General features: G+C 57.7%; 22 protein-coding genes. 8 read left to right on the plus strand and 14 right to left on the minus strand.

Annotated elements, in window-relative coordinates; genetic code table 11:
• Positions 1-10: 10 nt before the first annotated feature.
• Positions 11-1,006, plus strand: coding sequence for an AraD1 family protein (araD1, locus tag M0G74_RS03470; RefSeq protein WP_248214596.1), 996 nt, complete (start codon positions 11-13; stop codon positions 1,004-1,006).
• A 78-nt stretch (positions 1,007-1,084) separates the two neighbouring features.
• Here the strand turns inward: araD1 and M0G74_RS03475 are convergent, their stop codons facing one another.
• Positions 1,085-1,846, minus strand: a complete 762-nt coding sequence (locus M0G74_RS03475; RefSeq protein ID WP_160152433.1) for a FadR/GntR family transcriptional regulator — start codon at positions 1,844-1,846, stop codon at positions 1,085-1,087.
• Positions 1,847-2,283: 437 nt separating this feature from the next.
• Between M0G74_RS03475 and M0G74_RS03480 the strand changes: the two genes are divergently transcribed.
• From M0G74_RS03480 to M0G74_RS03495, 4 genes are all read left to right on the plus strand, one after another.
• Entirely contained in the window at positions 2,284-3,666 is a 1,383-nt protein-coding gene (locus M0G74_RS03480; RefSeq protein ID WP_248214599.1) for an MFS transporter, read from the plus strand.
• A gap of 212 nt (positions 3,667-3,878) precedes the next feature.
• Positions 3,879-4,856 carry a family 43 glycosylhydrolase gene (locus M0G74_RS03485; RefSeq protein ID WP_248214602.1) on the plus strand — a complete coding sequence of 326 codons (978 nt, stop codon included), beginning with the start codon at positions 3,879-3,881 and terminating at the stop codon, positions 4,854-4,856.
• Between the two features lie 124 nt (positions 4,857-4,980).
• Positions 4,981-5,790, plus strand: a complete 810-nt coding sequence (locus M0G74_RS03490; RefSeq protein ID WP_248214605.1) for an MOSC N-terminal beta barrel domain-containing protein — start codon at positions 4,981-4,983, stop codon at positions 5,788-5,790.
• Between the two features lie 31 nt (positions 5,791-5,821).
• On the plus strand, positions 5,822-6,790 hold the full coding sequence (locus M0G74_RS03495; protein ID WP_248214609.1) for a questin oxidase family protein: 969 nt from the start codon (positions 5,822-5,824) through the stop codon (positions 6,788-6,790).
• A 72-nt stretch (positions 6,791-6,862) separates the two neighbouring features.
• Here the strand turns inward: M0G74_RS03495 and urtE are convergent, their stop codons facing one another.
• The 6 genes from urtE to M0G74_RS03525 are packed head-to-tail and all read right to left on the minus strand — an operon-like array spanning position 6,863 to position 13,768.
• Positions 6,863-7,558, minus strand: coding sequence for an urea ABC transporter ATP-binding subunit UrtE (urtE, locus tag M0G74_RS03500; protein WP_248214623.1), 696 nt, complete (start codon positions 7,556-7,558; stop codon positions 6,863-6,865).
• Entirely contained in the window at positions 7,555-8,400 is an 846-nt protein-coding gene (gene urtD / locus M0G74_RS03505) for an urea ABC transporter ATP-binding protein UrtD (RefSeq protein WP_248214646.1), read from the minus strand. Before urtD ends, urtE begins: the two co-directional genes overlap by 4 nt.
• Positions 8,397-9,551 (minus strand): urea ABC transporter permease subunit UrtC, encoded by a 1,155-nt coding sequence (urtC, locus tag M0G74_RS03510; RefSeq protein ID WP_348983690.1) that lies wholly within the window; start codon positions 9,549-9,551, stop codon positions 8,397-8,399. The genes urtD and urtC overlap by 4 nt, the downstream gene beginning before the upstream one ends.
• A 47-nt stretch (positions 9,552-9,598) precedes the next feature.
• Positions 9,599-11,230 (minus strand): urea ABC transporter permease subunit UrtB, encoded by a 1,632-nt coding sequence (urtB, locus tag M0G74_RS03515; RefSeq protein ID WP_248214648.1) that lies wholly within the window; start codon positions 11,228-11,230, stop codon positions 9,599-9,601.
• Between the two features lie 51 nt (positions 11,231-11,281).
• The gene (gene urtA / locus M0G74_RS03520; RefSeq protein WP_248214652.1) at positions 11,282-12,568 is read right to left on the minus strand and encodes an urea ABC transporter substrate-binding protein; all 1,287 of its coding nucleotides are present in this window, start codon (positions 12,566-12,568) and stop codon (positions 11,282-11,284) included.
• Between the two features lie 42 nt (positions 12,569-12,610).
• Complete coding sequence (locus M0G74_RS03525; protein WP_248214655.1) at positions 12,611-13,768, minus strand: hypothetical protein; 1,158 nt, start codon at positions 13,766-13,768, stop codon at positions 12,611-12,613.
• 241 nt (positions 13,769-14,009) lie between these two features.
• Between M0G74_RS03525 and M0G74_RS18335 the strand changes: the two genes are divergently transcribed.
• Positions 14,010-17,459: an ATP-binding protein gene (locus M0G74_RS18335; RefSeq protein WP_248214658.1), complete on the plus strand. Its 3,450-nt coding sequence runs from the start codon at positions 14,010-14,012 to the stop codon at positions 17,457-17,459.
• A gap of 2 nt (positions 17,460-17,461) precedes the next feature.
• The gene (locus tag M0G74_RS03535) at positions 17,462-18,412 is read left to right on the plus strand and encodes a response regulator transcription factor (RefSeq protein WP_160152425.1); all 951 of its coding nucleotides are present in this window, start codon (positions 17,462-17,464) and stop codon (positions 18,410-18,412) included.
• A 66-nt stretch (positions 18,413-18,478) separates the two neighbouring features.
• Here M0G74_RS03535 and M0G74_RS03540 read toward each other — a convergent pair whose 3' ends face one another.
• A complete protein-coding gene (locus M0G74_RS03540) occupies positions 18,479-19,084 on the minus strand; it encodes a glutathione S-transferase family protein (RefSeq protein WP_248214662.1) in 606 nt (201 codons plus the stop codon).
• Positions 19,085-19,143: 59 nt separating this feature from the next.
• Positions 19,144-20,235 carry a nitronate monooxygenase gene (locus tag M0G74_RS03545; protein WP_248214665.1) on the minus strand — a complete coding sequence of 364 codons (1,092 nt, stop codon included), beginning with the start codon at positions 20,233-20,235 and terminating at the stop codon, positions 19,144-19,146.
• Positions 20,236-20,410: 175 nt separating this feature from the next.
• Here M0G74_RS03545 and M0G74_RS03550 point away from each other — a divergent pair, with 175 nt between their 5' ends.
• Complete coding sequence (locus M0G74_RS03550) at positions 20,411-20,767, plus strand: helix-turn-helix domain-containing protein (protein ID WP_201276920.1); 357 nt, start codon at positions 20,411-20,413, stop codon at positions 20,765-20,767.
• Between the two features lie 405 nt (positions 20,768-21,172).
• Here M0G74_RS03550 and ureG read toward each other — a convergent pair whose 3' ends face one another.
• Genes ureG through M0G74_RS03575 form a run of 5 tightly spaced genes read right to left on the minus strand, consistent with a single transcriptional unit; the run spans position 21,173 to position 25,118 of the window.
• Positions 21,173-21,814, minus strand: a complete 642-nt coding sequence (gene ureG, locus M0G74_RS03555; protein WP_248214668.1) for an urease accessory protein UreG — start codon at positions 21,812-21,814, stop codon at positions 21,173-21,175.
• 34 nt (positions 21,815-21,848) lie between these two features.
• Positions 21,849-22,565, minus strand: a complete 717-nt coding sequence (locus M0G74_RS03560; RefSeq protein ID WP_248214672.1) for an urease accessory protein UreF — start codon at positions 22,563-22,565, stop codon at positions 21,849-21,851.
• Positions 22,504-23,046 (minus strand): urease accessory protein UreE, encoded by a 543-nt coding sequence (locus M0G74_RS03565; protein ID WP_248214674.1) that lies wholly within the window; start codon positions 23,044-23,046, stop codon positions 22,504-22,506. Before M0G74_RS03565 ends, M0G74_RS03560 begins: the two co-directional genes overlap by 62 nt.
• A 16-nt stretch (positions 23,047-23,062) precedes the next feature.
• Positions 23,063-24,778, minus strand: coding sequence for an urease subunit alpha (gene ureC / locus M0G74_RS03570; protein ID WP_248214676.1), 1,716 nt, complete (start codon positions 24,776-24,778; stop codon positions 23,063-23,065).
• Between the two features lie 13 nt (positions 24,779-24,791).
• Positions 24,792-25,118: an urease subunit beta gene (locus tag M0G74_RS03575; protein WP_248214687.1), complete on the minus strand. Its 327-nt coding sequence runs from the start codon at positions 25,116-25,118 to the stop codon at positions 24,792-24,794.
• Positions 25,119-25,126 lie beyond the last annotated feature (8 nt).

Raw genomic sequence — 25,126 nt, forward strand, 5'->3', positions numbered from 1 at the left:
AGAAAAAGCGATGAGACTGATCCAGTTCACCACCGAATCCGGCCAGCGCGCAGTGGGCGCCGTGGTCGACAGCAATACCATCGACCAGCTGAAGGATGTCGAAACCGTATACCAGCTGGCCCAGCGCGCACTGGCAAGCAACACCGGCCTGGAAATTCTGGCCAGCTCACTGCTGTCCGATATTCGCCTGGACTACCAACAGATCATCGATGAAAGCCGACTGCTGTCACCCATCGACCACCCGCAGGCCACCCAGCTGATGGTAGCGGGAACCGGGCTTACCCATCTGGGCAGCGCGGACACCCGCGCCGCGATGCACGCCCAGAATGCCACCGGCAAGGTGGAAGATATGACCGACACCATGAAGATGTTCAAGATGGGCGTTGAAGGTGGCAAACCCGCGCCGGGCGAAACCGGCGTGCAGCCGGAGTGGTTCTACAAGGGCGATGGCGACTGTGTAATCCCGCCGGAGGCATCCATCCCCAGCCCATCCTTTGCCCTGGATGCCGGTGAGGAACCGGAAATTGCCGGTATCTATATCAATGACGCCAACGGTACTCCCTGCCGCATCGGCTTCGCCATCGGCAATGAACTCTCCGACCATGTGACCGAGCGCCAGAACTACCTCTACCTGGCCCACTCCAAACTGCGCCACTGCTCCTTCGGCCCGGAGCTGTTACTGGGTGAGCTGCCCAAGCATATTGAAGGGATCTCCCGCATTGTGCGCGGCGAGGAAGTTATCTGGGAAAAGAGCTTTGTGAGCGGTGAAGACAATATGTCCCACACCATCGAGAACCTGGAAGACCACCACTTCAAGTACAACAACTTCTGCCGCCCCGGGCATGTGCAGGTGCACTTTTTCGGCACCGCCACCCTGAGCTTCGGTGACGGGATCCAGCCCCAGGCCGGCGACCGCTTTGAAATCGAGTCACCAACCTTTGGCCGCCCGCTGCGCAACACACTGAAAGTGGTGGAACGCGTGATTCCCAAGGTGAAAACCCTTTAAGGGAACCAGTCTCGCAAATAAACAGGGCAGCTCCATGAGCTGCCCTGTTTATTTCGCATGCACCGGGGAGCAAAGGAATTACACCGCAATATCTACCTTGCCGTCCGCTCCAGCATTTCCCTCTTCCTCTGCCAGGTGATCCAGCGCCTTGTGCACCGACTTGGACAGCAGGGATTTCATTTCGAAACGCGCACGCTCCGGATCGCGATCGCGAATACCGAGGAACACGGCGTGGTGGCCAGGCAAAGACGCCTGATAGGCCGCCTCTTTGGAGCTACTGATTCGGAAGAGCCCCATCAGCGCAGTCTTGATCGACTCCCCCAGGGAAACCATAAACTCGTTATTGGTTCCGCGCAGGATGGCCATATGGAATTCGATATCCGTGAGAATCACTTCTTCGGTGCCCGGCTCGGCAGTTTCCATCGCCTTGTAGGCTTTCTCCATCGCCTCGATCTGCTCATCGGTGGCACGCTTGGCCGCCAGGGCGGCAGAGGTGGGCTCGATCATTTCCCGCACCTCAAACAGGGAGCGCAGGAATTCCGGTGAAGGGGTGGAGTCAAAACACCAGCGCAGCACTTCGGAGTCGAACATATTCCAGAATTCCCGCGGGCGTACCCGGGTACCCAGCTTGGGACGGGATTCAATCAGCCCCTTGGCCGTGAGGATCTTGAAGGCTTCCCGCAATGCCGTGCGGGATACATTCAGCTCTTCGCCAATGGTGGCCTCGTTGGGAATATAGGCACCGGGCTCGTAATAACCGGTCACGATGCGCGTGCCCAGCTCGTATGCGACCCAGGCGTGCACGCTGCGCGGCCTGTTTTCCCTGACTTGTTTAACCATAATGCTTGCCTTTTCTGGTGCCGCCGATTCCGGAAATCGTTGATGCAGCGGAACAACCAGCCTTACCCGGGACCAACCGGTAAAAAAATCGGACTGATTAATTTTCGACCTGAATCGCACAACATCTGGTACGATCGCACAGCTTTTGTACATTCCCGCCGGGTAGGATACAGAAGTTTCGCGCCCGTTTCCGGAAGCGTGACTGCGAAATGTACGCCTATTCCGGGCGAGTTAAAAGTCGATGCACGGTTCCGGGGCCTTACCCCTCCTGCGCTTTGACTTTAATACTACAATAATATATATATTCTGTCGCGCCCAAACGAACTTCGCTCACCGGTTCAGGACAATAAATAGGGCGTCCAAAAAAAATAAACGTACGGACAAGCGCAATAAAAGCCCCGGTACGACAAGCGATCGATAATAAGAGAGAAAGCACCATGCAGCAGTCGAGCAAGTTGTCTGTGGTGGAAAAAGTCGGCTTCGGTGCCGGCGATATGGCCGTGAACGTGATGATCGCAGCCATGTTCTACTTCATGCAGTACTTTTATACGGACATCTTCGGCCTGAAACCGGCGCATGTTGGAACACTGTTCCTCGCTGCGCGTTTGGTCGATGCCCTGAGCGACCCGCTGATGGGATTGCTCACGGACAAATTCAAAGGCCGTCACGGCCGCTTCCGCCCCTGGTTCCTGTATCTCGCCATCCCCTATGGCTTCGCGGTCTTCCTGCTGTTCACCACCCCGAACCTCGATTACAACGCGAAACTGGTGTGGGCCTACGTCACCTACCTGTTTGCCACACTCATGTTTACCGGTGTGGCCATCCCGTACATTTCCTACATCGGCGTGCTCACCAGCGATCCGCAGGAGCGCCTGTCGGCAAACGGCTACCGCATGTTTTTTGCCAAGATTGCCAACGTCGTCATCGTGGCCTCGGTGCCGGTGCTGGCCCAATCCTGGGGCGGCGGCGACATGGCCAAGGGCTACCAGCTGGCCATGGGTTTTATGTCCCTGGTGGGCGTTCTGCTGCTGGTGATGTGCTTCTTCACCACCCGCGAACGTGTCGAGCACGTGGTGGATGAGCAGCCCCTCGGACAACAGTTGAAGTTGCTGGTTAAAAATGACCAGTGGCTGATCCTTGCCGGCGCCTGCGTCCTGGGCACCATTGGTTATGCACTGCGCGGCGGCGTGGCCTTCTACTACGCGATCTACTACCTCGGCGGCAACGAATCCCTGGCCGCCCAGTTCACCAGTGCCGGTATCGCCGCCTCCATCGTCTCCATGGTCGCCTCCACCTGGATCACCAAGCGCTTCTGCAAAATTAAATTATTCAGCTGGTCGCAAATGCTCGTCGGCATTCTCAGTGCCCTGATGTTTTTCGCGGTATCCCCCGGCGATATTGCACTGGCCTTCGCGCTCTACATTCTGCTTTCCTTCGTCGTTGACCTGCACGCTCCGGTGTTCTGGTCTGCCATCGCCGAAGCCGTCGACTACGGTCACGCCAAAACCGGCCAACGCGTGAGCGGCCTCGCCTTCGGCGGAATTTCCTTCTGCCAGAAAGCCGGCGCCGGCCTCGCCGGCTTTATTACCGGCTTGCTGCTCACCTATTTCGGATACGAAGCCGGAGAAACCCAGAGCGAATTCACTCTTACCGGTATCGCCTTAATGCTCACCATTATCCCCGGCCTGTTCCACTTCCTTCTGGGGCTGCTGATGCGCAAATTTGTGATTACCGATGAATACTACACCGCGCTAAAGAATGGTGAATTGAAGCCCGCAACCAAGGCCGAACCGGACCCAGCTCCTGCGGCTTCAACCTGAAAAACAACTTAAAACACAACCAGTTAAGAAATTAAAAATTTCCGAGAAGGTGGCGATACCGGGTACTGGTTTGCAAGACCTTCCGCGAGAGGGACCTCGCGGAAGAGCCCCCATGGATGGGTTTACGGTGTGTCTTGCAAATCAGTACCCGGTAGCGCCACCGCCACAGAAAAAATTCAAACGCTCGAAACGCGATGTACCGGAGTACCAAAGTGATTCCAGAAAAAACCGCAGAACCCCTGCTGCAACCACTGATCGAGCAACGCGCCGATCCATTTATTTACAAGCACAATGATGGGTTTTATTACTTTATCGCCTCAGTTCCTGAATACGACCGCCTGGAGCTGCGCCGCGCCAGCACCATCGCCGGCCTCGCCGAGGCCGAAAAAGTTACCGTATGGACCAAACCCGAAACCGGTCCCTATTCCGACCTGATCTGGGCCCCGGAAATCCACCATGTCCACATCGAGGGCCAGGCCCCCACATGGGCCATCTACTTCGCCGCAGCGCCATCGCGGGAGATCAAACACGACCTCTTTCAACACCGGATGTACGCCCTCACCACTACCGATGCTGACCCGATGAATGCAACCTGGGAACTCAGCCAGGTAGACTCCGGCATCGACACCTTCTGCCTCGACGCCACCGTGTTTGAACACCATGGCAAACACTACTATTTATGGGCCCAGAAGGGTCCGGGAATTGCCGGCAACTCCAATCTCTACATTGCCGAAATGGACAGCCCCACCTCCATCGTGGGTGAAGCGGTATTACTGACCAAACCGGAATACGATTGGGAAGTGATCGGGTTCCTGGTGAATGAAGGCCCCGCGGTGATCAAGAAAAATGGCCGTATTTTTATCGGCTATTCCGCCAGCGCCACCAATCACAACTATTGCATGGGCCTGCTGTGGGCAGATGAGAACGCGGATGTGCTGAACCCGGCGAGCTGGGAAAAGTCCCCCAAACCCGTATTGGAAAGCGATTACCAGCGCGGCATTTACGGACCCGGGCACAACAGTTTCACCGTCTCCGAAGATGGCAGCGAAGACATCCTGGTTTTCCATGCGCGCACCTACACCGAAATTGTCGGCGACCCACTGTGGGACCCGAACCGCCACACCTTTGTAAAAGCAATTCACTGGAATGCAGAGGGCTTCCCGGAGTTCGGCAAGCCGTCCGAGCCCTGAATGCCAATTCATCTCCGTTAAACTTGTCTCACAGGTTTACTACTGGCCCGCGTCTGCGGGCCTTTTTTGTTACCCCTTTAACCATTACTCTTGCCGCTCCAGACACAGGATCAAGGAGCCATCCGTGGAAATATCCGCGCTCTACCATTTCCCGGTTAAATCCCTGCAGGGACACAAATGCAAATCCCTGCCACTGGACCGCTTCGGCGCGGTCAATGATCGCCGCTGGATGCTGGTGGATGGCGATAATCAGTTCGTCACCCAGCGCCGCCTGCGCCCCATGGCGCAACTGAAAGCCACCGTGACCAGCAGCGGAGTGCGCCTGGAAAACCCCGAAGGCGTCGCCATCGAAATCCGCCAGCCAGACAGCGATGCAAACGCCCGTGTGGTACGCGTATGGGACGATGAGGTCAGCGCCCGCGATGCCGGCGACGAAGCCGCACACTGGCTCAGCGAACAGCTGCAATCCCCAGTGCGTCTCGTTGCCATGGGCGATGAATTCCAGCGCCCCTTGGAAGCCCCGCGGCAAGACCGGCAGGTAAGCTTCGCCGATGCCGCGCCACTATTGGTCATCAGCCAGGCATCCCTGGACGATCTCAACCGTCGCCTCGCGGAGCCCGTATCCATGCTGCGCTTTCGTCCGAATCTGGTAGTCAGTGGTTGTGAACCCTTTGCCGAAGACAGCTGGAAAACCCTTATCATCCACACCCACGACGGCCCGCTAGTGTTCGACTGTACCCACCCCTGTGCCCGTTGCGGCATTCCCGGCCTGCACCCGTTTACCGGACGCGCACAGAAAGAGCCCCTGCGCACCCTGGCCAGCTACCGCCGCTGGGAAGACGGCCAAATTTACTTTGGCATGAACCTGGCACCCGCATCTGCCAACCAGATACCGGCCACCATACACTTGGGCGATAGGGTCGAAGTTCGCTGACGGGAAACGCGACCAGCAGAGGGGGCACAAGATGAGCATCACCCGCGACTGCGCACAGCTGCTCGAAGCCGGCAGCCGCTACCACGTACACTACGGTGACCGCCTGGCCAATCACCTGCCCATGGTGCTGATCGCCCTGGACAAGCTGAGTGCAGGACCGCAACCACTCAAACACGCGTTCGGCCGCAGTACCCCGCACCTGCACCCGCGCCCATGCAGCCCCGTTGACGATATCGAAAAGCCCGCGGATTACCGCAACCGCGACGACGCTTTTCCCAGTGTATTGCATTACTACGAACAGCAGCTTAGACAGCTGGGAATCGCCAAGTGCCTGCAACAGGAGCTGCCGCCACTACTACCTGCCATCGCCACCGCCGCCTTCCACGGCCTGATCCGTACCGCCTACGGCATCGACGCCCGTCACCTGGAAGAAATTGCCATGGGGCTGGCCTTCTGGAACCTCGACTACCACGAACTGAGTAGCAGCAGTGAGACCACTCCGCAGACAGCCGCAACCATCATTCACCGGGTTGCGGAAAAATACCCGGAGGTTGCCGTAGCCCCGGGCAATATCGCCGATCATATGCAGGCGGTTACCGGCCAGCCCGATTGGCTGCAGACGCCAATCCAACCGCAATTTTTGGGCCTCGAAGACATTGCCCGTGTCGCCATCGATGCCTACCTGGGCACGAGGGATTTCACCCTGCTCCACGGCGTCACCGGTTGCCACGCACTGCGACTGATACTGCCCTACTGCGAAGATCAGGAGAGTGCACTGCGCTATTTCTGGCAGGGGCTGGTGATTGCGTATTTAAGTACCGGGCCCAAAAAAATTCAGCCCATTCCGCTGGAGGAAATCGACAATATTTTGCAACAGCAGACAGCAATCCGGGAAAAAGCGCTGCACAGCGAGGATGACCATGTAATCAAACTTGCCTACAGTGCGCTGGAAGAGTTTCATCACTACGGTAATCGCAATTACCTGCGTGTCTTCACCTAAACCCTGGGTCTGAAACCTGGGCCTAAACCCAGGGCCTGAACCCTGGCCCTGAAAGCTATTCCTAAACCCTACCTAGACCGCCAGATACTGGCGAATCAAACCATCATCCAGATTCGACATTTTGTTCGCCGCAACCACTGAACCTTTCTGCATCAAACGAAACTCTTTTCCCACCCGACGCGCAAACCCCAGCTTCTGCTCCACCAGGATTACCGTCATCCCGTCCTCTTCATTGAGTTGCGTAACGACGTCGCCGATCTGGCGAACAATATTGGGCTGAATACCCTCGTTCGGTTCATCCAGTATCAGTACTTTCGGATCAATCACCAGCGCGCGGCCTATCGCCAACTGCTGTTGCTGACCACCGGAAAGATCACCGCCACGGCGGTGCAGCATATCCTTGAGTACGGGAAACAATTCAAAAATCCGCTCGGGAATTTTTTTGAGGCCGTCACCGCGGGCCGGCAATCCGATCTGCAGGTTTTCTTCCACCGTCAACAGCGGGAATATGTCCCTGCCCTGGGGTACATAGCCAATCCCCATTTTTGCCCGCGCCTGTGCCGGGCTGCCCTCAATCGGTTTACCCTGATACAGAATCCGGCCAGTGCTGGCTGGCAACAACCCCATCAGACACTTGAGCAGAGTGGTCTTACCGGCGCCATTGCGCCCCATGATGCAGGTGCAGGAACCCGCTTCGATATCCAGGTCGAGATTCCACAGGATCTGGGTTCCACCGTATTTTTGGTTGAGCTTTTCAATCCGGATCATGCCTCTTCCCCCAGATACACTTCGATGACATCGCGGTTGTTCTGCACTTGGTCCATGGTGCCCTCCGCCAGTACCGAACCCTGGTGCAATACCGTTACCGTGCGCGCAATACTGCGTACAAATTCCATGTCGTGTTCCACCACAATCACCGTATGTTTACCGGCAAGGGACGTCAGTAACTCTGCGGTACGCTCGGTTTCTTCCGCGGTCATTCCCGCCACCGGCTCGTCCACCAGCAACAGGCGCGGTTCGGCGGCCAGCAACATGCCAATTTCCAGCCACTGCTTCTGGCCATGGGAAAGCGCACCGGCCAACTGGTGGCGGGCATTTTCCAGCCCGATAATATTCAGCACTTCATCGATCCGGTCGCGCTCGCTGCCGGAGAGACTCGCGGTGAGTGCGCTCCACACACCCTTGCTGCCCTGCAGGGACAACTCCAGGTTGTGGAAAACCGTGTGCGCTTCAAATACCGTGGGCTTCTGGAATTTCCGCCCGATCCCCAGCTGCGCAATCTCCGCTTCGTCGTGAGCCAGCAGGTCGATGTTCTGGCCGAACCAGGCGCTGCCGCTGTCGCACTGGGTCTTTCCGGTAATCACATCCATCAAGGTGGTTTTACCGGCGCCATTGGCGCCGATCAGGCAGCGTAGCTCACCGTCGTTTACATACAGGGTGAGATCGTTCAGCGCCTTGAATCCGTCGAAACTGACGTTCAGGTCTTCCAGATACAGAATCACGTTTTTCGACACATCAGGCGCGCGCCGACGCGGTACCAGAAACGGCCAGGCGGTATCCCGACGCAACAGTTCGCGCGCCTGGCCTGCGAATTGATTCAAACTCGTCATGCGTTCACCTCTCCGCCGCTCACTTCGCGGCTGCTGTCAGCGTGCGTTTTATCCCGCGTAGGTTGCGGGGTTTGAGTAGAGGAAAAACGCTGCAACAAACCTGCCAGCCCCTTTGGCAGGTATACGGTAACGATGACAAACAAAGCGCCGAGCGCGAACAGCCAGCCGTCCGGCATGATGGCGGTAAAGCGGGTTTTGGCGTAATTCACCAGCAGGGCACCGACAATGGCACCGTACAAGGTACCGCGGCCTCCGACGGCCACCCACACCACCACTTCGATGGAATTCAGTGGAGCAAATTCACCGGGGTTGATAATACCTACCTGTGGGACATACAAGATGCCGGCCACTGCCGCGATCAGTGCGGAGTAAACAAACAGCCATACCTTGTAGTGTTCGGTACGGTAACCCAGAAAGCGCGCGCGCGCCTCGGCATCCCGCACTGCCACAATCACCCGGCCGAGGCGCGACTGTACGATGGCGCGACTACTGATAAAGGCGATCACCAACAGCAAGGTAGTAATCAGCAGCAGTGCCACGCGGGTACTGTCCGCCTGTAAATCAAAGCCGAGAATATCCTTGAAATCCGTCAGTCCGTTGTTGCCACCAAAGCCCATTTCATTGCGGAAAAATGCCAGCATCAAAGCATAGGTCAGCGCCTGGGTCATGATCGACAGGTAAACACCGGTCACCCGTGAGCGAAATGCCAGCCAGCCAAAAATAAATGCCAACAGGCCGGGAATAGCCATCGCCATCAATATCGCGAACCAGAACTGATCCATACCGAACCAGTACCAGGGCAACTCCTGCCAGTTCAGAAACACCATAAAATCCGGAAGATCCGGATTGCCATAGACACCGCGGTCGCCAATCTGCCGCATCAGGTACATGCCCATGCCGTAACCGCCGAGCGCGAAAAAAGCCCCGTGGCCGAGGCTCAGAATCCCGCAGTATCCCCAGATGATGTCCACCGCCATGGCGAGCATCGCAAAGCACAGGTACTTCCCCATCAGGGTAATGGTGTAGGTACTGACATACAGCGGCGAATCTGCCGGTAACAGCAGGTTGGCCGCAGACATCGCCAGGGTTGTCACCAGGAGTATCCCCACCAGCAACGAGGAGCCCTTGCCAGGCTGGCGCAACTCGGTCATCGCGGCCGTGATCTTCTCCAGCATGCGAGTCATTGTGCTCATTGTGCTCATTCCGCTGCCCTCCCGCGCTGGGGAAACAAGCCTTTTGGACGTTTCTGGATAAACAGGATCAGGCAGACCAGCACAATGATGTTGGCCAGTACCGCGCCGGTAGCCGGTTCAAGGAATTTATTTGCAACCCCCAGGGAGAAGCCGCCGACCAGTGTACCGAGCAGATTGCCGACACCGCCAAATACCACCACCATGAAGGAATCGATGATGTAAGACTGCCCCAGATTTGGCCCCACATTGGTCAACTGCGAAAGTGCCACCCCGGCCACTCCAGCAATTCCGGAACCCAGGCCAAAGGTCATTGCATCGACCATTTCCGTGCGCACGCCCATGGCTTTGGCCATGTCCCTGTTCTGGGAGACTGCGCGCACATTCAGGCCGAGAGAGGACTTTTTCAGAACTGTCACCAATGCGACGAATACCGCCAGGGCAAACAGCAGGATATACAACCGGTTGTAGGTGACGGAAAACACCGGGTTGATCGCCAGGGAACCGCTCATCCAGTCCGGCGTCACCACCTGCATATTCAGCGGCGAGAAAATACTGCGCACCGCCTGTTGCAGAATCAGGCTGATACCGAAGGTGGCGAGCAAGGTTTCCAGCGGACGCCCCTGCAGATGTCGAATGACGCCCCGCTCGATCAGCACGCCGACACTGCCAGATACCAGAAACGCCGCCGGCACCGCGACCAGCAGGGAATAGCCGATAGCCCCAGGCATCAGCTGCTGAATCACATAGGTGGTGTAGGCGCCGAGCATGATCATTTCACCGTGGGCCATATTGATCACCCCCATCACCCCGAAGGTAATGGCGAGGCCAATGGCCGCAAGCAACAGTACCGAACCGAGGCTCAGGCCAAAAAACAGTTGCTCCATCTGGCTGTAGAATTTGATGCGTTCGGAAATTTTATCGAGCGCTTTCTGCGCGGCCGCCCTGACCACGGCATCCTGTTCGCTCTCGGTGTTCAACAATCTCTGCAGCTGATTGCGAACCGGGGCTTCCAGCCGCCCCTGCATGATCGCGATTGCGGAAAGCCGATCTGCGGTGCTGTTGCTGTCGCGCAGTTGCACCATAGCGTCTGCGAGACTGATCAACTCGGCGACTTCGGCGTTCACACCGGCTTTTTGTGCTTCTTCCAACAGCCGGATATTCTGTGGCGTCAAATCGTCCAGCATGGCAAGTACCGCCGCGCGCTGCGACTGCCCGTCACCGTGGAGCAAATCGATTCGCGCAATGGCATCGCGCAGCTGACTGCGTAGCCGGTTGTTTACACGTATTTTTTTCACCGCGCGGGATTTGAACTCCCCGAGCTCCGCGCCATCAAACAGCGCCCGGCCCACCAGGGTTCCGCTGCTGTTTTTCTGGATCTCCAACAATTGTCCGCTCTCTTTCACATAGTAGAGATCACCCGCCAGCATCATTTCAAATAGAGAACGCATTTCAGCGCCCCCGGCCTGCTCCAGCTGTCGCACCAGGTCACCGGTCTTTTTCAGACTTGCGCCGGGTAATTGCTGGAGCACAGAACCCACAGCGATTGCTGTGGGTTCTGTTTGCGCCAGCGGACTGCCGGTTGGCAGCAGCAAAACGGCCACTGATGCCATCCAAAGCTTGAGTAGTAAAACCTTCACTAAACTCTCCGCATTCGTTACATCAAGATTGGGGGGATTTCGCCAACCGCTTTACTGAGCCTGGCCGCTGCAGGCCTTGGACTCGGTGTTGTAGTTGCCGCACTTGATCGGTGCGGTCCAGTCGGCAATCAGGTCCTTGGAACCCGGCAGGAAGTCAGACCAGGCATCGCCGGCCACGACACCCTCGGTTTCCCACACCACTTCAAACTGGCCGTCGTCCTGAATTTCGCCGATGAATACCGGCTTGGACAGATGGTGGTTTTTGTTCATCTTGGCGACGCCGCCGGTGAGGTTCGGGAACTCGATGCCGATCATTGCCTGCTCAACCGAATCCACGTCTGTGGAACCGGCTTTTTCCACCGCCTTGGCCCACATGTTGAACCCGATATAGGTCGCCTCCATGGGATCGTTGGTTACGCGCTTTTCATCACCAATGAATTTTTTCCACTGCTGGACGAAATATTCATTGGCCTCGCTGTCGATGCCCTGGAAGTAGTTCCAGGCCGCCAGATGGCCGACCAGTGGACCGGTGTCGATACCGGAAAGTTCTTCTTCACCCACGGAGAAGGCCACGACCGGAATGTCCTCGGAGCTGACGCCCTGGTTGGCGAGCTCTTTGTAGAAAGGCACATTGGCGTCGCCATTGATGGTGGATACCACCGCCGTTTTCTTGCCGGCGCCACCGAATTTCTTGATATCGGAAACGATGCTCTGCCAGTCGGAGTGCCCGAACGGGGTGTAGTTGATCATGATGTCTTTCTTGGCGACGCCCTTCGATTCGAGGTACGCCTCCAGGATCTTGTTGGTGGTACGCGGATAGACGTAGTCGGTACCGGCCAGTACCCAGCGCTCCACTTCGAGATCGGACATCAGGTAATCCACCGCCGGGATTGCCTGCTGGTTCGGCGAGGCACCGGTGTAGAACACATTTTTGGAAGACTCTTCACCCTCGTACTGCACCGGGTAGAACATCAAGCCGTTCAGTTCCTCGATCACCGGCAACACGGATTTGCGCGATACCGATGTCCAGCAACCGAAGATCACATCCACTTTTTCTTTGGTCAGCAGCTCGCGGGCCTTCTCCGCAAACAGTGGCCAGTCGGAAGCCGGGTCTACCACCACCGCTTCGAGTTTTTTGCCCAGCAGACCGCCCTTGCGGTTCTGCTCTTCCACCATCATCAGCACCGTGTCTTTCAGGGTGGTTTCACTGATGGCCATGGTGCCGGAAAGCGAGTGCAGTACGCCGACCTTGATGGTCTCAGCCGCCAGCGCGGCAACGCTGATTACGCTAGTGCCGGCGGCGAACGCCAGACTGGCAACGAATTTTTTCAGTTTCATGGAGTGGCTCCTGTATTTTTATGGATCTTTTCCCGAGGTGTTTTACAACTGGACTTGCAAGCCGAGGCTCAGCACATCCACATCCGCGCCGGCGTATCCGGAGGCGTTGGCATCACCGGAGACATAGCTGAGGTTCAGGCGGGTGTTGTGGCTGTTGACCACATAATTGAGGCCCAGCTCGGTGGAACTGCTGCTGTCGGCATCGGATGGGCTGTTTTCCACCAGACGCAGGTAGGGCTGGAATTTGCCCGGGCCCACGTTGACCGGAAACAGGTAGGCAGCAGTGGCGAAGACCGACTCGCCGTCAAACAGACAGAAGCAATCGCCGCTGGTGGGCTGGGAGGCCAGGGTATAATCAGCATCGAAACTCTTGTATTCCGCCTCGACGGTAATCACACCGCCGGCATCCAGCACTGATTCCGAGAGCATATCCACGGTCCAGCCGGAAAAATCACCGGCGGATTCCGCACTGCCCACACCGTCTTCCTGACTCTGCAGGGAAAGCGCCAGGGTAAAAATATTGCCGAGACCACCGTAATAGGTGGAGCTGGTGTAGTAACCGGGATTGGCTTCCATATTCAGGAAGTTGTAGGCAAAGCGCGCGGCGTACAGCGGTTTCTCGTCCTGGTTGCTGTATTCATCGAGGCCAATAAAACTACCAGCGGCGTACTGGAATTTTCCCGCGGTGCCCCAGAAGGTAATGCCCTCATCGCGCCCGATCAGTCCCGCCTGGCCACCCTGGTCGGAGGCGTAGAGCGGCTGGCGATACTGGTTCCAGCTGAGACCGTAGTAAGGTCCGCTCATTTCGATGCGGTCCGCCGGCGTCAGCATGCGGCCCGCCCAGATATTAAACGCCGGGCTGAACTCGAATTGCGCAATCGCATCCAGCACATCCACGGTATCGCCGTCCCGCTGTTGCAGATTGAAGGTGAACTTCACCGTGTCATTCAGCTGGCCAGAGGTGTAGACGCGGATATCCGGCATGGTGAATTCGCTATCCCCTTCCACCGACTGGAACTGGGAGCGAAATCCGGCACCGATACTGAACGTCTGCCCACCTTCCGATTCGTACTGCTTGGCTGACACCGGCAGTGATACGGCGCTCGCCGCCAGAACCCCTGCCGCACAGGCGCCACCTAACCACCTTTTCTTCGACTGGCATACCGCTGACAGTCGCTCACCTCCTGAATACTTCTCCATGATTGTCCCCTTGGTTTTCGATCTCGGTTTTGGTCTCGATTGGTTATTTTTGCTGCTATCGATTATTCGACCGTGGGGACAGGGGAGCTATACGCGTATTGGGGCCGGTGACTACGTCATTTGACGGTTTTCAGAAATGCGGAGGGAAGTACACTAAGGATGGCAGTAATCAGCACAGAATCCGGTATTCTTGTTGCAAGAAAAAAGAATATGACGAGAAACCAGCAGTAGGCAGCACCCGGTGGTTGAAATATTTACGGGCAACGATAACGACAACGAACAACAGGCCATGCAACCCGCACAACAGGTGTTCCGCGTACGGCGGACCTACAACAAGTGGGTGGGAGACGAGACCCTAGAGGACTTCGCACTGCGATTTACCGCCGTGCGCGGGCGCCGTTTTACCATTGAGCAGGTGGCCAAAACCGCCCTTGGTGCCACTGCCTTTCTCGCGCTCGAGGCGATCGCTGCGGCGGTGACCCTCAACTACGGCTTTATCAACACTGTTGCCGCCATGCTCGCAGTGGCCGCGGTGATCTTTATTACCGGCTTTCCGATCACCTATTACGCGGCCAAGCACGGCCTGGATATCGACCTGCTGACCCGCGGTGCGGGCTTCGGTTATCTCGGTTCCACCATCACCTCGCTGATCTACGCCTCCTTCACTTTTATCTTCTTCGCCATCGAGGCCGCAATCCTCACCTCGGCCCTGCATGCCCTGCTGGGTATTCCCCCGGCCATCGGCTACATATTCTGCGCGCTGGCGGTCATCCCCATCGTGACTCACGGCATTCACGCGGTGAGCAAATTCCAGATCGGCACCCAGCCACTGTGGTTACTGTTGCAGTGCCTGGCACTGGGCAGTGCAGCCTGGTTTGAAATTTCCCGGGTGGATGACTGGACCCAGTACGCACCGCAACACAATCCGGCGGGAGCGGGGTTCAACTGGATGCTGTTTGGTGCTGCCAGTGCAGTGTTTTTTGCCATGGTGGCGCAAATTGGCGAGCAGGTGGATTACCTGCGGTTCATGCCGGAAAAGACCCGGCAGAATCGCAAGCGCTGGTGGTTCTGGCTGACCCTTGCCGGGCCGGGCTGGATCTTTATCGGCGTGATCAAGATGCTGTTCGGTTCCTTCCTCGCCTATCTGGCGATCACCGATGGCGCCTCTGCCGAGCAGGCCGCCGATCCGGTGTACATGTACCAGACGGTGTTCAACTACCTGACCCAGTCACCCACCATGGCGCTGATCCTGGCTGGTGTGATGGTGCTGATCTCGCAGATGAAGATCAACGTCACCAATGCCTACGCCGGCTCCATCGCCTGGTCGAATTTCTTTTCGCGACTTACCCGCAGCCATCCGGGTCGTGTGGTTTGGCTGGTGTTCAATGTGAGCATCGCGCTGATTCTGATGGAGCTGGGAATTTACCGCGCACTCGAAGGTGTGCTGGGTATCTTCTCCCTGGTGGCCATCAGCTGGCTGGGCTGCCTGGCGGCGGATCTGATGATCAACAAGCCGCTGGGCATCAGTCCGTCCTACGTGGAGTTCAAGCGCTCGCATCTGTACGATTTCAATCCGGTGGGCGTGGGCTCCATGCTGCTGGCATCGGTGATCGGTATCCTGTGTTACCTAGGCCATTTCGGCGAAGTGGCGAAAAATTTTGCCAGCTTTATCAGCCTCGGTATCTGCTTTGTGATGGTGCCGCTGCTGGGGCTGGCAACCGGCGGCCGTTTCTATCTCGCCCGTCATAGGGACTTTCTCGACGGCGACGGCGAGCGCGCTGTCAGTAGCTACATCCAGTCAGCCCAGACCTGCTGTATCTGCGAAAACGATTTCGAACCGGCGGACATGAGCCACTGCCCCGCTTACCAGGGCCCGATCTGTTCACTTTGTTGCTCACTCGACTCCCGCTGTCTCGATGCCTGCAAGCCGGACGCGCGCTTTTCCCGGCAGCTGGCCACCTTCGCCAAAATACTGGTGCCGGAGGCCGTGGTGAACGGGGTGGATTCCCGACTGGGACGCTTTGCCGCTCTGCTACTGGGCGCCAGTGTGTGTATTGCCGGCGTGTTGTCACTGATCTATGGCCAGCTACAACCGGCCAGTGACGGGGAGGCACAGTTGCTGAGCCAGGCGTTCTGGACACTGTTTGTGGTGCTGCTGCTGATTGCGGGCGTGTTGGCCTGGCTGTTCCTGCTGACCCACGACAGCCGCATCGTTGCGCAGATGGAATCGAACCGCCAGACCCGGCTGCTGCTGAACGAAATCGAAGCGCACAAGGAAACCGACCGCGCCTTACAAGCGGCCAAGGAGCAGGCGGACCGCGCCAACAGCGCCAAGAGCCGCTACCTCTCTGGGATCAGCCACGAGCTCCGCACACCGCTGCAATCCATTCTCGGCTACGCACAGCTGCTCAACCAGCAGCAGGACATTCCGGAAAAGCATCGCAATGGCCTGCGCATTATCAAACGCAGCGGTGAATACCTGACGGACCTGATTGAAGGGCTGCTGGATATTTCCAAGATCGAAGCCGGGCGCTTGGATATCTACCGCAACCAGGTACGGCTGCCGGAACTGCTCGAACAGATGGTGGAAATGTTCCGTCCCCAGGCTGAGGCAAAAGGCATCCGGTTTTATTGCCATATCCATAATCCACTGCCATCCACGGTAATCGCGGATGAAAAACGCCTGCGCCAGATACTGATCAACCTGCTGTCCAACGCGATCAAATACACCCGCGAGGGACAGGTGGATTTTCACATCCGCTACCGCAATCAGGTAGCGGAGTTCACAATTGTGGACACCGGTGTGGGCATTCACCCGGAAGATCAGGCGCGTATCCTCAAACCCTTTGAGCGGGTGCGCAACGGCGCAACTCCAGTGGCCACCGGTACCGGCCTCGGGCTGACCATCGCCTACCTGCTGACGGAAATCATGGGCGGCGAGCTGCGCATGGAAAGCGCACCGGACGCCGGCAGCCGCTTCACCGTGTCCCTGCTGCTGTCGTGGGTGGATTCGGATCACCACAGCGAGGTGCCGGAGCGTCGTATCCGCGCTTACCAGGGCCCGCGCCGCAGCGTAATGGTGGTGGACGACGAGCCCATTCACCGCGGATTGATTGGCGACCTGCTGACACCACTGGGCTTTTCCATGATGGAGGCACAGAGCGGCGAAGACTGTCTGGCACTGGTACAGCAGCAACAGCCCGACCTCTTCCTGCTGGATGTGACCATGCCGGGCATGAGCGGACTGGAGCTCGCCGAGCAGTTGCGCACCCGCGGTATTGCCGTCCCCATCGTGATGCTCTCCGCCGACGCACAGGAGCGACACCTGAAACCCGGCGACAGCGAGCCCGCCCACCACGATGCTTACCTGGTGAAGCCGCTGGTGAACCAGAAGCTGTTCGACACCATGGCCCAACTGCTGAAACTGACCTGGGTTTACGCCACCGACAGCGGACCCGCGGTCAAGCCACAAACGCGGCAAGCTAACGCCAGTGAGGCACTGCCGGATCATCCACTGCTGGCAGAACTGCTCGCATACGCGCGCATCGGCTACCGCAGCGGCGTGCACCGTACCCTGGACCGGATTGCCGCAGAATCGGTGGTACCCACACACCGCATTGAAGAATTCCGCCAGCTGGCGGACACCATGCGCTTCGAGCCTTTGAGCGAAGCCCTGGAAATCAAGGAGTGAACATGAAACCCGGTGACGACACGGCCAGTGCCACCCGGTCAACGGCGGATACGCACACAGGCGATATCGTGCTGGTAGTGGACGATTCGCCAGATACCCTGAGCCTGATCAATGACACCTTGGAGCAGGCAGGAATAGACGTACTGGTTGCGCTGGATGGCAACCAGGCGCTGAATATTGCCCGCCGCCTGCGCCCGGATATGATTCTGCTCGATGCGGTCATGCCGGGGCTGGATGGGTTTGAAACCTGCCGTTTGCTGAAAGCCGATCCCGAGCTGGCTTCTATTCCGGTAATTTTCATGACCGGGCTGACAGAATCCGAAAGTATCGTGCGCGGGCTGGAAAGCGGCGGCGTCGACTACCTGACTAAACCGATTCAGCCGAATGAACTGCTGGCCCGCATGAAAGTGCATCTGAACAATGCGCGCCTGACCTCCAGTGCCCACCAGGCCCTGGACTCTACCGGGCAGTTCCTGTGCACCGTGGATGCGGCGGGTCGAATGCACTGGGCCACACCACAGACCTATGCCCTGCTGAGCAGCGCCGGTGCAATGGAAGGCGGCCTGCAACAGAAAATGGCAGCAGACCTGCAGCTATGGCTGTCACGCAACCCGGGGAGTGGCCACAAATTAAAGCTGGAGGGTTTTCACAAACCACTCGCGGTGGTGTTTATCGAGCAGCGCGGCGGCAGCACCTACCTGTTGAAACTGATAGACGATGGTGGCCCCGGCGGCGAGACAATACTGCGCGAAAAACTGTCGCTGACCCGACGGGAATCGGAAGTACTCTTCTGGATTGCCAACGGGAAAACCAATCGTGAAATCGGCGAGATTCTCGAGGTGAGTCCGCGCACCGTCAACAAGCATCTCGAAGGCGTTTTCTCAAAGCTCGGCGTTGAAAACCGTACGGCGGCGGCGGGCATCGCAATACGCGCACTGAACCCGGACGCCTGAGCCGATGCGATAAGATACTGAAAAAACGGGAGGCCATCGGCCTCCCGTTTTGAATCGCGTGACTTTCTAGGCTGCGACCGCTTCTTCTGCGGCCACCGCCTTTGCAAAGGCCGGGTATTCCACCACTTTCTCAAAGAGCTGCCGGGTATTTTTACCCAGAGAGATCTCCAGCGGAAAGTAATTACTCCAGTTGGCGTAAACCGCCAGCATCATATCGATCGCCGATACTTTCTCCCCGCAGATAACCGGCCGATCCGCGAGACGCTGTTCCACCAGTTGCCAGAGGCCGTTAATCCGCGCGGCGGCTTTCTGTAAAACCTCCTCTTTGGCCGCGTCCGACTCCAGGCCGCGACTGGCAAAAAATAGCAGACCATAGGCCGGATGCAGCGTGGCGTTGGCAAACATCAGCCACTGGGTGAATTCCGCCTGTTGTGCCGCGCTGGCTCCCAGTGATTCGGGCGCGTGCTTGTTCAGCAAATACAGCACAATGGCGGCGCCCTCGCGCAATACCAGGTCGCCATCTACCAGTACCGGTACCTGGTTGGTCGGATTAATGGAACGGAAGTCCTCGACCGAGTCCCGCGCAATCAGCTCTACCGGCTGGTCCAAGTCCAGTATCAATGCGTGAATCGCGCGAGAGCAGGCACCGGGCATGTAATACAGTTTGTACATGGTTTCATCCTTTGTGGGTTAGGGTTCAAACAGGCTTGCTTACAGCAACAGGTTGGTATTCATCGTTCAGGGACAGCATCGGTTTCGCCCACCAGGGCAGACAGCAGTTCTGCCGCATGCAGGTGGAAACTGAGGCCAATCATTTGACCGGCGGCCATGGTGGCAAAGTCGGGATTGTTGTTTTCCGTGGACGCACGGGAGAGCGGCCGCGTCACCGACATCTGAAATGGATAGGGCAATGCCGGATCGTCCCAGGCATCGCTGGCTTCGGTCAGGCGGTTGCGGATATAGCGGGCCATACGCCCGGAAACCACTCGCGTCAGTACGGTATCGACACCCTCTCTTTTGCGCAGCAGCCGCTTGTGCATATCGCTCGCGCCGGATTCCTCACAGGCGAGAAACGCGGTGCCTACCTGCACCGCATCCGCCCCAAGCGCCATGGCGGCGCGCACGCCGCGATGATCGGCAATACCGCCAGCGGCGATCACCGGAATCGATACCGCATCGCGCACCCTGGGCAGCAGCGCAAAAGTAGTGAGCAAAGTGCGCGGTTCGGGCTCCGTCAAAAACGCCGGGCGATGGCCGCCCGCTTCCAGTCCTGACGCAATCACCATATCCACGCCAGCGCTTTCCAGTGCCACCGCCTCGGCGACCGTGGTCGCCGCCCCCAGGGTTTTGATACCGCGCTCGGCACAGCGATCGAGAATCGAGGGTTCGGGAATACCGAACACGAAACTGAATACCGCCGGCCGCGCTGCGAGTATTGCCTCCACCTGCTCTTCGTAATCGTGCAGCGGATTCTCGGCGGCCGCTGGTGGAGACAGAGACATCTCTTGATAAAGCGGGGCAATCTGTTTGAGGTAGGTTTGTTCGCGCGATTTGCTGAAGGGTTGGCCCCACTCCTGATCCCGGGGAATCCACAGGTTGAGATTGAAGGGCTTGTCGGTGCGATTTCGGATATCCGCGGCCAGCGCCAGAATGCCTACGCCGGACAGGTGATGGGCACCGTAGGCACCGAGTCCGCCGGCATTGGATACCGCGGCGGCAAGTTCGGCACTGGAGTGACCGCTGCCGAAGGGGCCTTGTAAAACCGGGTAGGTCAATCCCAGTGCCTGCGCTACCGGGTTGTCACGAAAATCCTCTCTCCGCATAAATACTCTCCCTGGCTGATGTGTGCGGGAGGCAGTCTAGCGGCAGTGGTTACCAAAATATACTAATGGAAGCTTTGTAACTACAATATGTGGTTACGGTCTGGATACCTGGTTACCGGATGGTAACCGGTGATTTTCCGGCAATCATAATTTGGAAACAGTAAGGAAGTTTGCGGTGCTGCCACGTCGAAAAAATCCGGTGGAAACGCCACCGGCCAGTTGCCCTTTGAGTACCTGCATGGAGGTAATCGGTGGGGCCTGGACGCCGAATATTATCTGGTTCCTGAGTGAGCGGGCGCGGCGTTTTACCGAGTTGAAAAGTGATATTCCCGGGATCTCTGCGAAGATGCTGACGACGCGACTGAAGCAACTGGAGGAGCGCGGGGTGGTTATCCGCGAGGTGATGCCGACGTCGCCACCCAGTGTGGAATATCGGTTGAGCGAGCTGGGGGCGGAGTTGAAGCCGGCAATCGAGGCGATTGTGCAGGTTGGGCACAAGCTCAAGGTGCGGGCCTCACAGACTACGCCATGAAATTAGTGTCGTGGCGACAGCGCACCGGGTACAGGTTTCCAGGATCGCTGTGAACCCATCCCTGGGCGCTGCGGCGCAAACATCCTGTTTGCGACGCTCCTGGAAACCTGTACCCGGCCCACTGTCTTCAAGTCTGACAGTTGCACTCCACCGCTATTTAGTCTTTCTGGTCGTTTTTTGAACTTCTACGTATGTGTAACAAGAATACGGCAACCGCACTTACCGAAAACGCCATAACAATCCACAGTATATGGTGCATTTCGTGCACAACCCCGGCAGGTGCGTGACCTTCGTGGGCTTGAGTGGCCAGACTCGCGCTTACGAGCGTCATGAGCATCATGATTTTGGTGAGAATTTTTGCTTTCATATTTTCCTCGACTGCTTGCGTTCTTGCTTTGATCTTTTTCAGTCAATTGCTGGAATCGATTTTTCTTCCAGTATTCCCTCGCGCACGATGAATTGGATAATGTCTTTGAGGCCCTTTTGTACCTTCAAGTTGGAGAAGACAAACGGCCTCTCGCCGCGCATTTTTTTGGCATCGCGATCCATGACTTCGAGGGACGCGCCGACCAATGGGGCCAGGTCAATTTTGTTGATGATCAACAAATCGGAGCGGGTGATACCTGGGCCGCCTTTTCTGGGGATTTTGTCACCAGCCGATACATCGATCACATAGATGGTGAGGTCGGAGAGTTCCGGGCTAAAAGTGGCGCTGAGGTTGTCGCCGCCGCTTTCCACGAACACCACATCCAGTTCACCGTGACGGGCGATGAGTTCGTCGATGGCGGCGAGGTTCATGGAGGCGTCTTCACGGATGGCGGTGTGAGGGCAGCCGCCGGTTTCTACGCCGAGAATGCGGTCCGCGCTCAGTGCCTCGTGGTGAGTGAGGAACTTGGCATCTTCCTGGGTATAGATGTCATTGGTGACGACGGCGATATCGTAGTACTCACGCATGGCACCGCAGAGTTCACGCAGCAACGCGGTTTTGCCGGAGCCTACCGGGCCGCCGATGCCGACACGCAGGGTCTGTTTTTTGGCTGTGGTCATGGTATTTATCCCCAGGATGCTTATTGGGTTCTCGTTAGGATCTGAACAATCGACTGTACTGGTGTTCGTGCTTGGCGCTGGCGATAGCCAGCGCGGGCAGGCCAGCCCCGAGTTCGAAGTCTTGTAATTGTGTTGCGCTGGTGATGGCCGCCGGTACCTGTTGCTGAATTTTGCCGATCAGTTGCTGCGCCTGGGTCTGTCCCAGGGGCACCAGTTTGGTGGCGGCGGCAACCTGGTTTTCCAGCCAGGCCCACACCAGGCCCAGTACGGCGGCTTCCTCGCTCAGTTGCCAGTGATGTGCGGCGATGGCGAAGGCGGTGACAAAACTGGCTTCGGATTTCTCCAGCGGTTGTTCAATCTGCAGCTGAATCAAAAGCCGGATCAGGGCGTTGCCGGTGGCGGTGTCCGTGAGGCGCAGTTCGCGGGTTTCGCGGCACGCCAGGGCGTAATGATTCCAGTAATGCAGCTGTTCCATATCGCCCTGCTGCAGTGCGCGATAGCAACGCAGCAGTAGCGGGCAATCCACCTGCGCCAGGGATTCCATCAGTTGCAATGACAGCCATTCGCGAGTCTGCTCGAAATTTTTTACCCAGCCCGTATCAATGGCGTATTCCAATCCCTGGGAAAACGCGTAGCCGCCCACCGGCAGGCTGGCACTGGACAACTGCAGCAGGCGCAGCAGCGCTGTGTCAGTGGTGGTGATGCTCATGGTGATCGTCATGACTGTGCGAATGGTTGTGCGAATGGCCATGCGAGTGCCCTTGAGAGTGCCCATGGGAATGGCCACCACTGTAGGCACCGGATTCCGGTACAAACACCGCCTCTTCTCGCATCAGGCTGAGCCCAAGCAACTCCAGCATTTCTTCCAGAACGTGATCGGGGGTTATACGCAGCCAGTATCCATTGGCGCTTTCCCGATTGCCGATCTGCAATTTCACATGTCGGTTTCCCAGGTGGTAGCAGGCGCGGCTGAAGGTGAACCAGTCATTGCAGTGGGCGGTGGTTACCGGCTCCTCGGCGCCGACTACCTCGACATAGCTATCGCACTGGCTCTGCAGGATTTCCCCTACCTGTAATGGCTTGCCGCGCTCCAGAAAAATCCGCACTTCGCTACCGTCGGTCGCCTGTGCGCGCAAGCGGCCGCGGTCCCGTTGCAGGTGGTCCAGCACCAGGGAATACTGGGGCGTTTTTCCGCTGTCGGTACCGAGACGCTCGTAGATATCCAGTGTCAAAAGGCGTTCCTCACAATCAGAATAAGCAGTAGCGCTGCGCCAGCGGCAGCTCCGTGGCGGGTTCACAGCTAAGCAGTTCACCATCGGCTCGCACTTCGTAGGTCTGGGGATCGACAGTCACATCCGGCTGCCAGTCGTTCAGCAGCATGTCTTTTTTGCGGATACTGCGGGTGTTTTTACAGGCTACCAGGGTGCGTTGCAGGCCGAGCTTTTCCCCGATGCTGTTGTCCAGTGCAGCCTGGGACACAAAGGTCACCGAGGTTTTCGCTGCAGCCAGCCCCATGGCGCCGAACATGGGCCGATAATGCACCGGTTGTGGAGTTGGAATCGAGGCATTGGGATCGCCCATGGGGGCCGCGGCAATCATCCCGCCTTTTAAAATCATCGATGGTTTTATGCCGAAGAAGGCCGGCTTCCACAACACCAGATCTGCCAGTTTTCCCACTTCAATGGAACCCACCTCGTGGGCAATGCCGTGGGTAATCGCAGGGTTGATGGTGTACTTGGCGATATAGCGGCGCGCGCGGAAGTTGTCGGCTCCGGCAGTTTCACCAACCGCGTCCTCCGGCAAATTGCCGCGCTGCACTTTCATTTTGTGCGCGGTCTGCCAGGTACGGGTTACCACTTCGCCCACACGCCCCATCGCCTGGGAATCCGAGGCGATCATGCTAAAGGCGCCGAGGTCGTGGAAGATATCCTCCGCGGCAATGGTTTCCTTGCGAATACGTGAATCGGCAAAGGCAATATCTTCGGGAATACTGGTATCCAGGTGGTGGCACACCATCAGCATATCCAGATGTTCATCCACGGTGTTGACGGTGTAGGGACGCGTGGGATTGGTGGAAGACGGCAATACGTTTTCCGAGGCGCACGCCTTGATAATGTCCGGCGCGTGGCCGCCGCCGGCACCTTCGGTGTGATAGGTATGAATGGCGCGCCCCTTGAAAGCGCCGAGGGTATCGTCCACAAACCCGGATTCGTTCAGGGTATCGGTGTGAATCGCCACCTGCACATCGTATTTTTCGGCTACCGTCAGGCAGCAGTCGATGGCCGCAGGCGTAGTGCCCCAATCCTCATGCAGTTTCAATCCGCAGGCACCGGCTTCCAGCTGCTCTTCAATCGCTTCCGGCAGGCTGGCATTGCCCTTGCCGAGAAAGCCCAGGTTCATCGGCAGGCTGTCGGTGGCCTGCAGCATTTTGCCAATATTCCAGGGACCGGGGGTGCAGGTAGTGGCATTGGTGCCGGTAGCTGGTCCTGTACCGCCACCAATCATGGTAGTGACGCCGGACATTAATGCCTCTTCCACCTGTTGCGGGCAGATAAAGTGAATGTGCGCATCGATACCGCCGGCAGTCAGGATCGAACCCTCGCCGGCAATAATTTCGGTGCCGGGACCGATGATGATTTCGACCCCTTCCTGCACATCCGGATTGCCCGCTTTGCCAATACCGGAAATGCGTCCGTCTTTTACCGCCACATCCGCCTTGGCCACACCCCAGTGATCGAGAATAAGCGCGTTGGTGATGACCAGGTCGGGGGTCTCGGCAGACGGCCGCTGGCTCTGCCCCATACCGTCGCGGATTACCTTACCGCCACCGAACTTCACTTCATCCCCGTAGCGGGTGAAATCTTTTTCTACCTGTAACCAGAGTTCGGTGTCTGCCAGACGTACGCGATCGCCGGTAGTGGGGCCGAACATCTGTGCGTAGCTTTCTCTATCCATGCTGCTCACGGTTTCACTCCCCTCACTCCCCGACCTTGTCCAGTGGGCCCATGACCTCACCACGAAACCCGTACACTTCGCGCGCGCCCGCGTAAGCCACCAGCTCTATCTCGCGCCCCTGCCCGGGCTCGAAACGCACCGCGGTACCGGAGGCGATGTTCAGGTGAAACCCTCGCGCCTGTTCGCGCTCGAACCGCAGCGCCGGGTTGACCTCATAAAAATGGTAATGGGAGCCCACCTGTACCGGGCGATCACCGGTATTTTCCACCCGCAGGGTGCGGGTTTCACGACCGGGATTGAGTAGGATGTCGCCTCTGTCTGACGCGACCTGAATTTCTCCGGGAATCATTTCACACC

This window comes from Microbulbifer sp. CAU 1566 (genome assembly GCF_023156515.1).
Lineage (GTDB): Bacteria > Pseudomonadota > Gammaproteobacteria > Pseudomonadales > Cellvibrionaceae > Microbulbifer.

Coding starts and splice junctions, on each gene's coding strand:
- araD1 (WP_248214596.1), top strand. CDS start 11: ATGAGACTGATCCAGTTCACCACCGAATCCGGCCAGCGCGCAGTGGGC.
- M0G74_RS03475 (WP_160152433.1), bottom strand. CDS start 1,846: ATGGTTAAACAAGTCAGGGAAAACAGGCCGCGCAGCGTGCACGCCTGG.
- M0G74_RS03480 (WP_248214599.1), top strand. CDS start 2,284: ATGCAGCAGTCGAGCAAGTTGTCTGTGGTGGAAAAAGTCGGCTTCGGT.
- M0G74_RS03495 (WP_248214609.1), top strand. CDS start 5,822: ATGAGCATCACCCGCGACTGCGCACAGCTGCTCGAAGCCGGCAGCCGC.
- urtE (WP_248214623.1), bottom strand. CDS start 7,558: ATGATCCGGATTGAAAAGCTCAACCAAAAATACGGTGGAACCCAGATC.
- urtD (WP_248214646.1), bottom strand. CDS start 8,400: ATGACGAGTTTGAATCAATTCGCAGGCCAGGCGCGCGAACTGTTGCGT.
- urtC (WP_348983690.1), bottom strand. CDS start 9,551: ATGACCGAGTTGCGCCAGCCTGGCAAGGGCTCCTCGTTGCTGGTGGGG.
- urtA (WP_248214652.1), bottom strand. CDS start 12,568: ATGAAACTGAAAAAATTCGTTGCCAGTCTGGCGTTCGCCGCCGGCACT.
- M0G74_RS03525 (WP_248214655.1), bottom strand. CDS start 13,768: ATGGAGAAGTATTCAGGAGGTGAGCGACTGTCAGCGGTATGCCAGTCG.
- M0G74_RS03535 (WP_160152425.1), top strand. CDS start 17,462: ATGAAACCCGGTGACGACACGGCCAGTGCCACCCGGTCAACGGCGGAT.
- M0G74_RS03540 (WP_248214662.1), bottom strand. CDS start 19,084: ATGTACAAACTGTATTACATGCCCGGTGCCTGCTCTCGCGCGATTCAC.
- M0G74_RS03545 (WP_248214665.1), bottom strand. CDS start 20,235: ATGCGGAGAGAGGATTTTCGTGACAACCCGGTAGCGCAGGCACTGGGA.
- ureG (WP_248214668.1), bottom strand. CDS start 21,814: ATGACCACAGCCAAAAAACAGACCCTGCGTGTCGGCATCGGCGGCCCG.
- M0G74_RS03560 (WP_248214672.1), bottom strand. CDS start 22,565: ATGGCCATTCGCACAACCATTCGCACAGTCATGACGATCACCATGAGC.
- M0G74_RS03575 (WP_248214687.1), bottom strand. CDS start 25,118: ATGATTCCCGGAGAAATTCAGGTCGCGTCAGACAGAGGCGACATCCTA.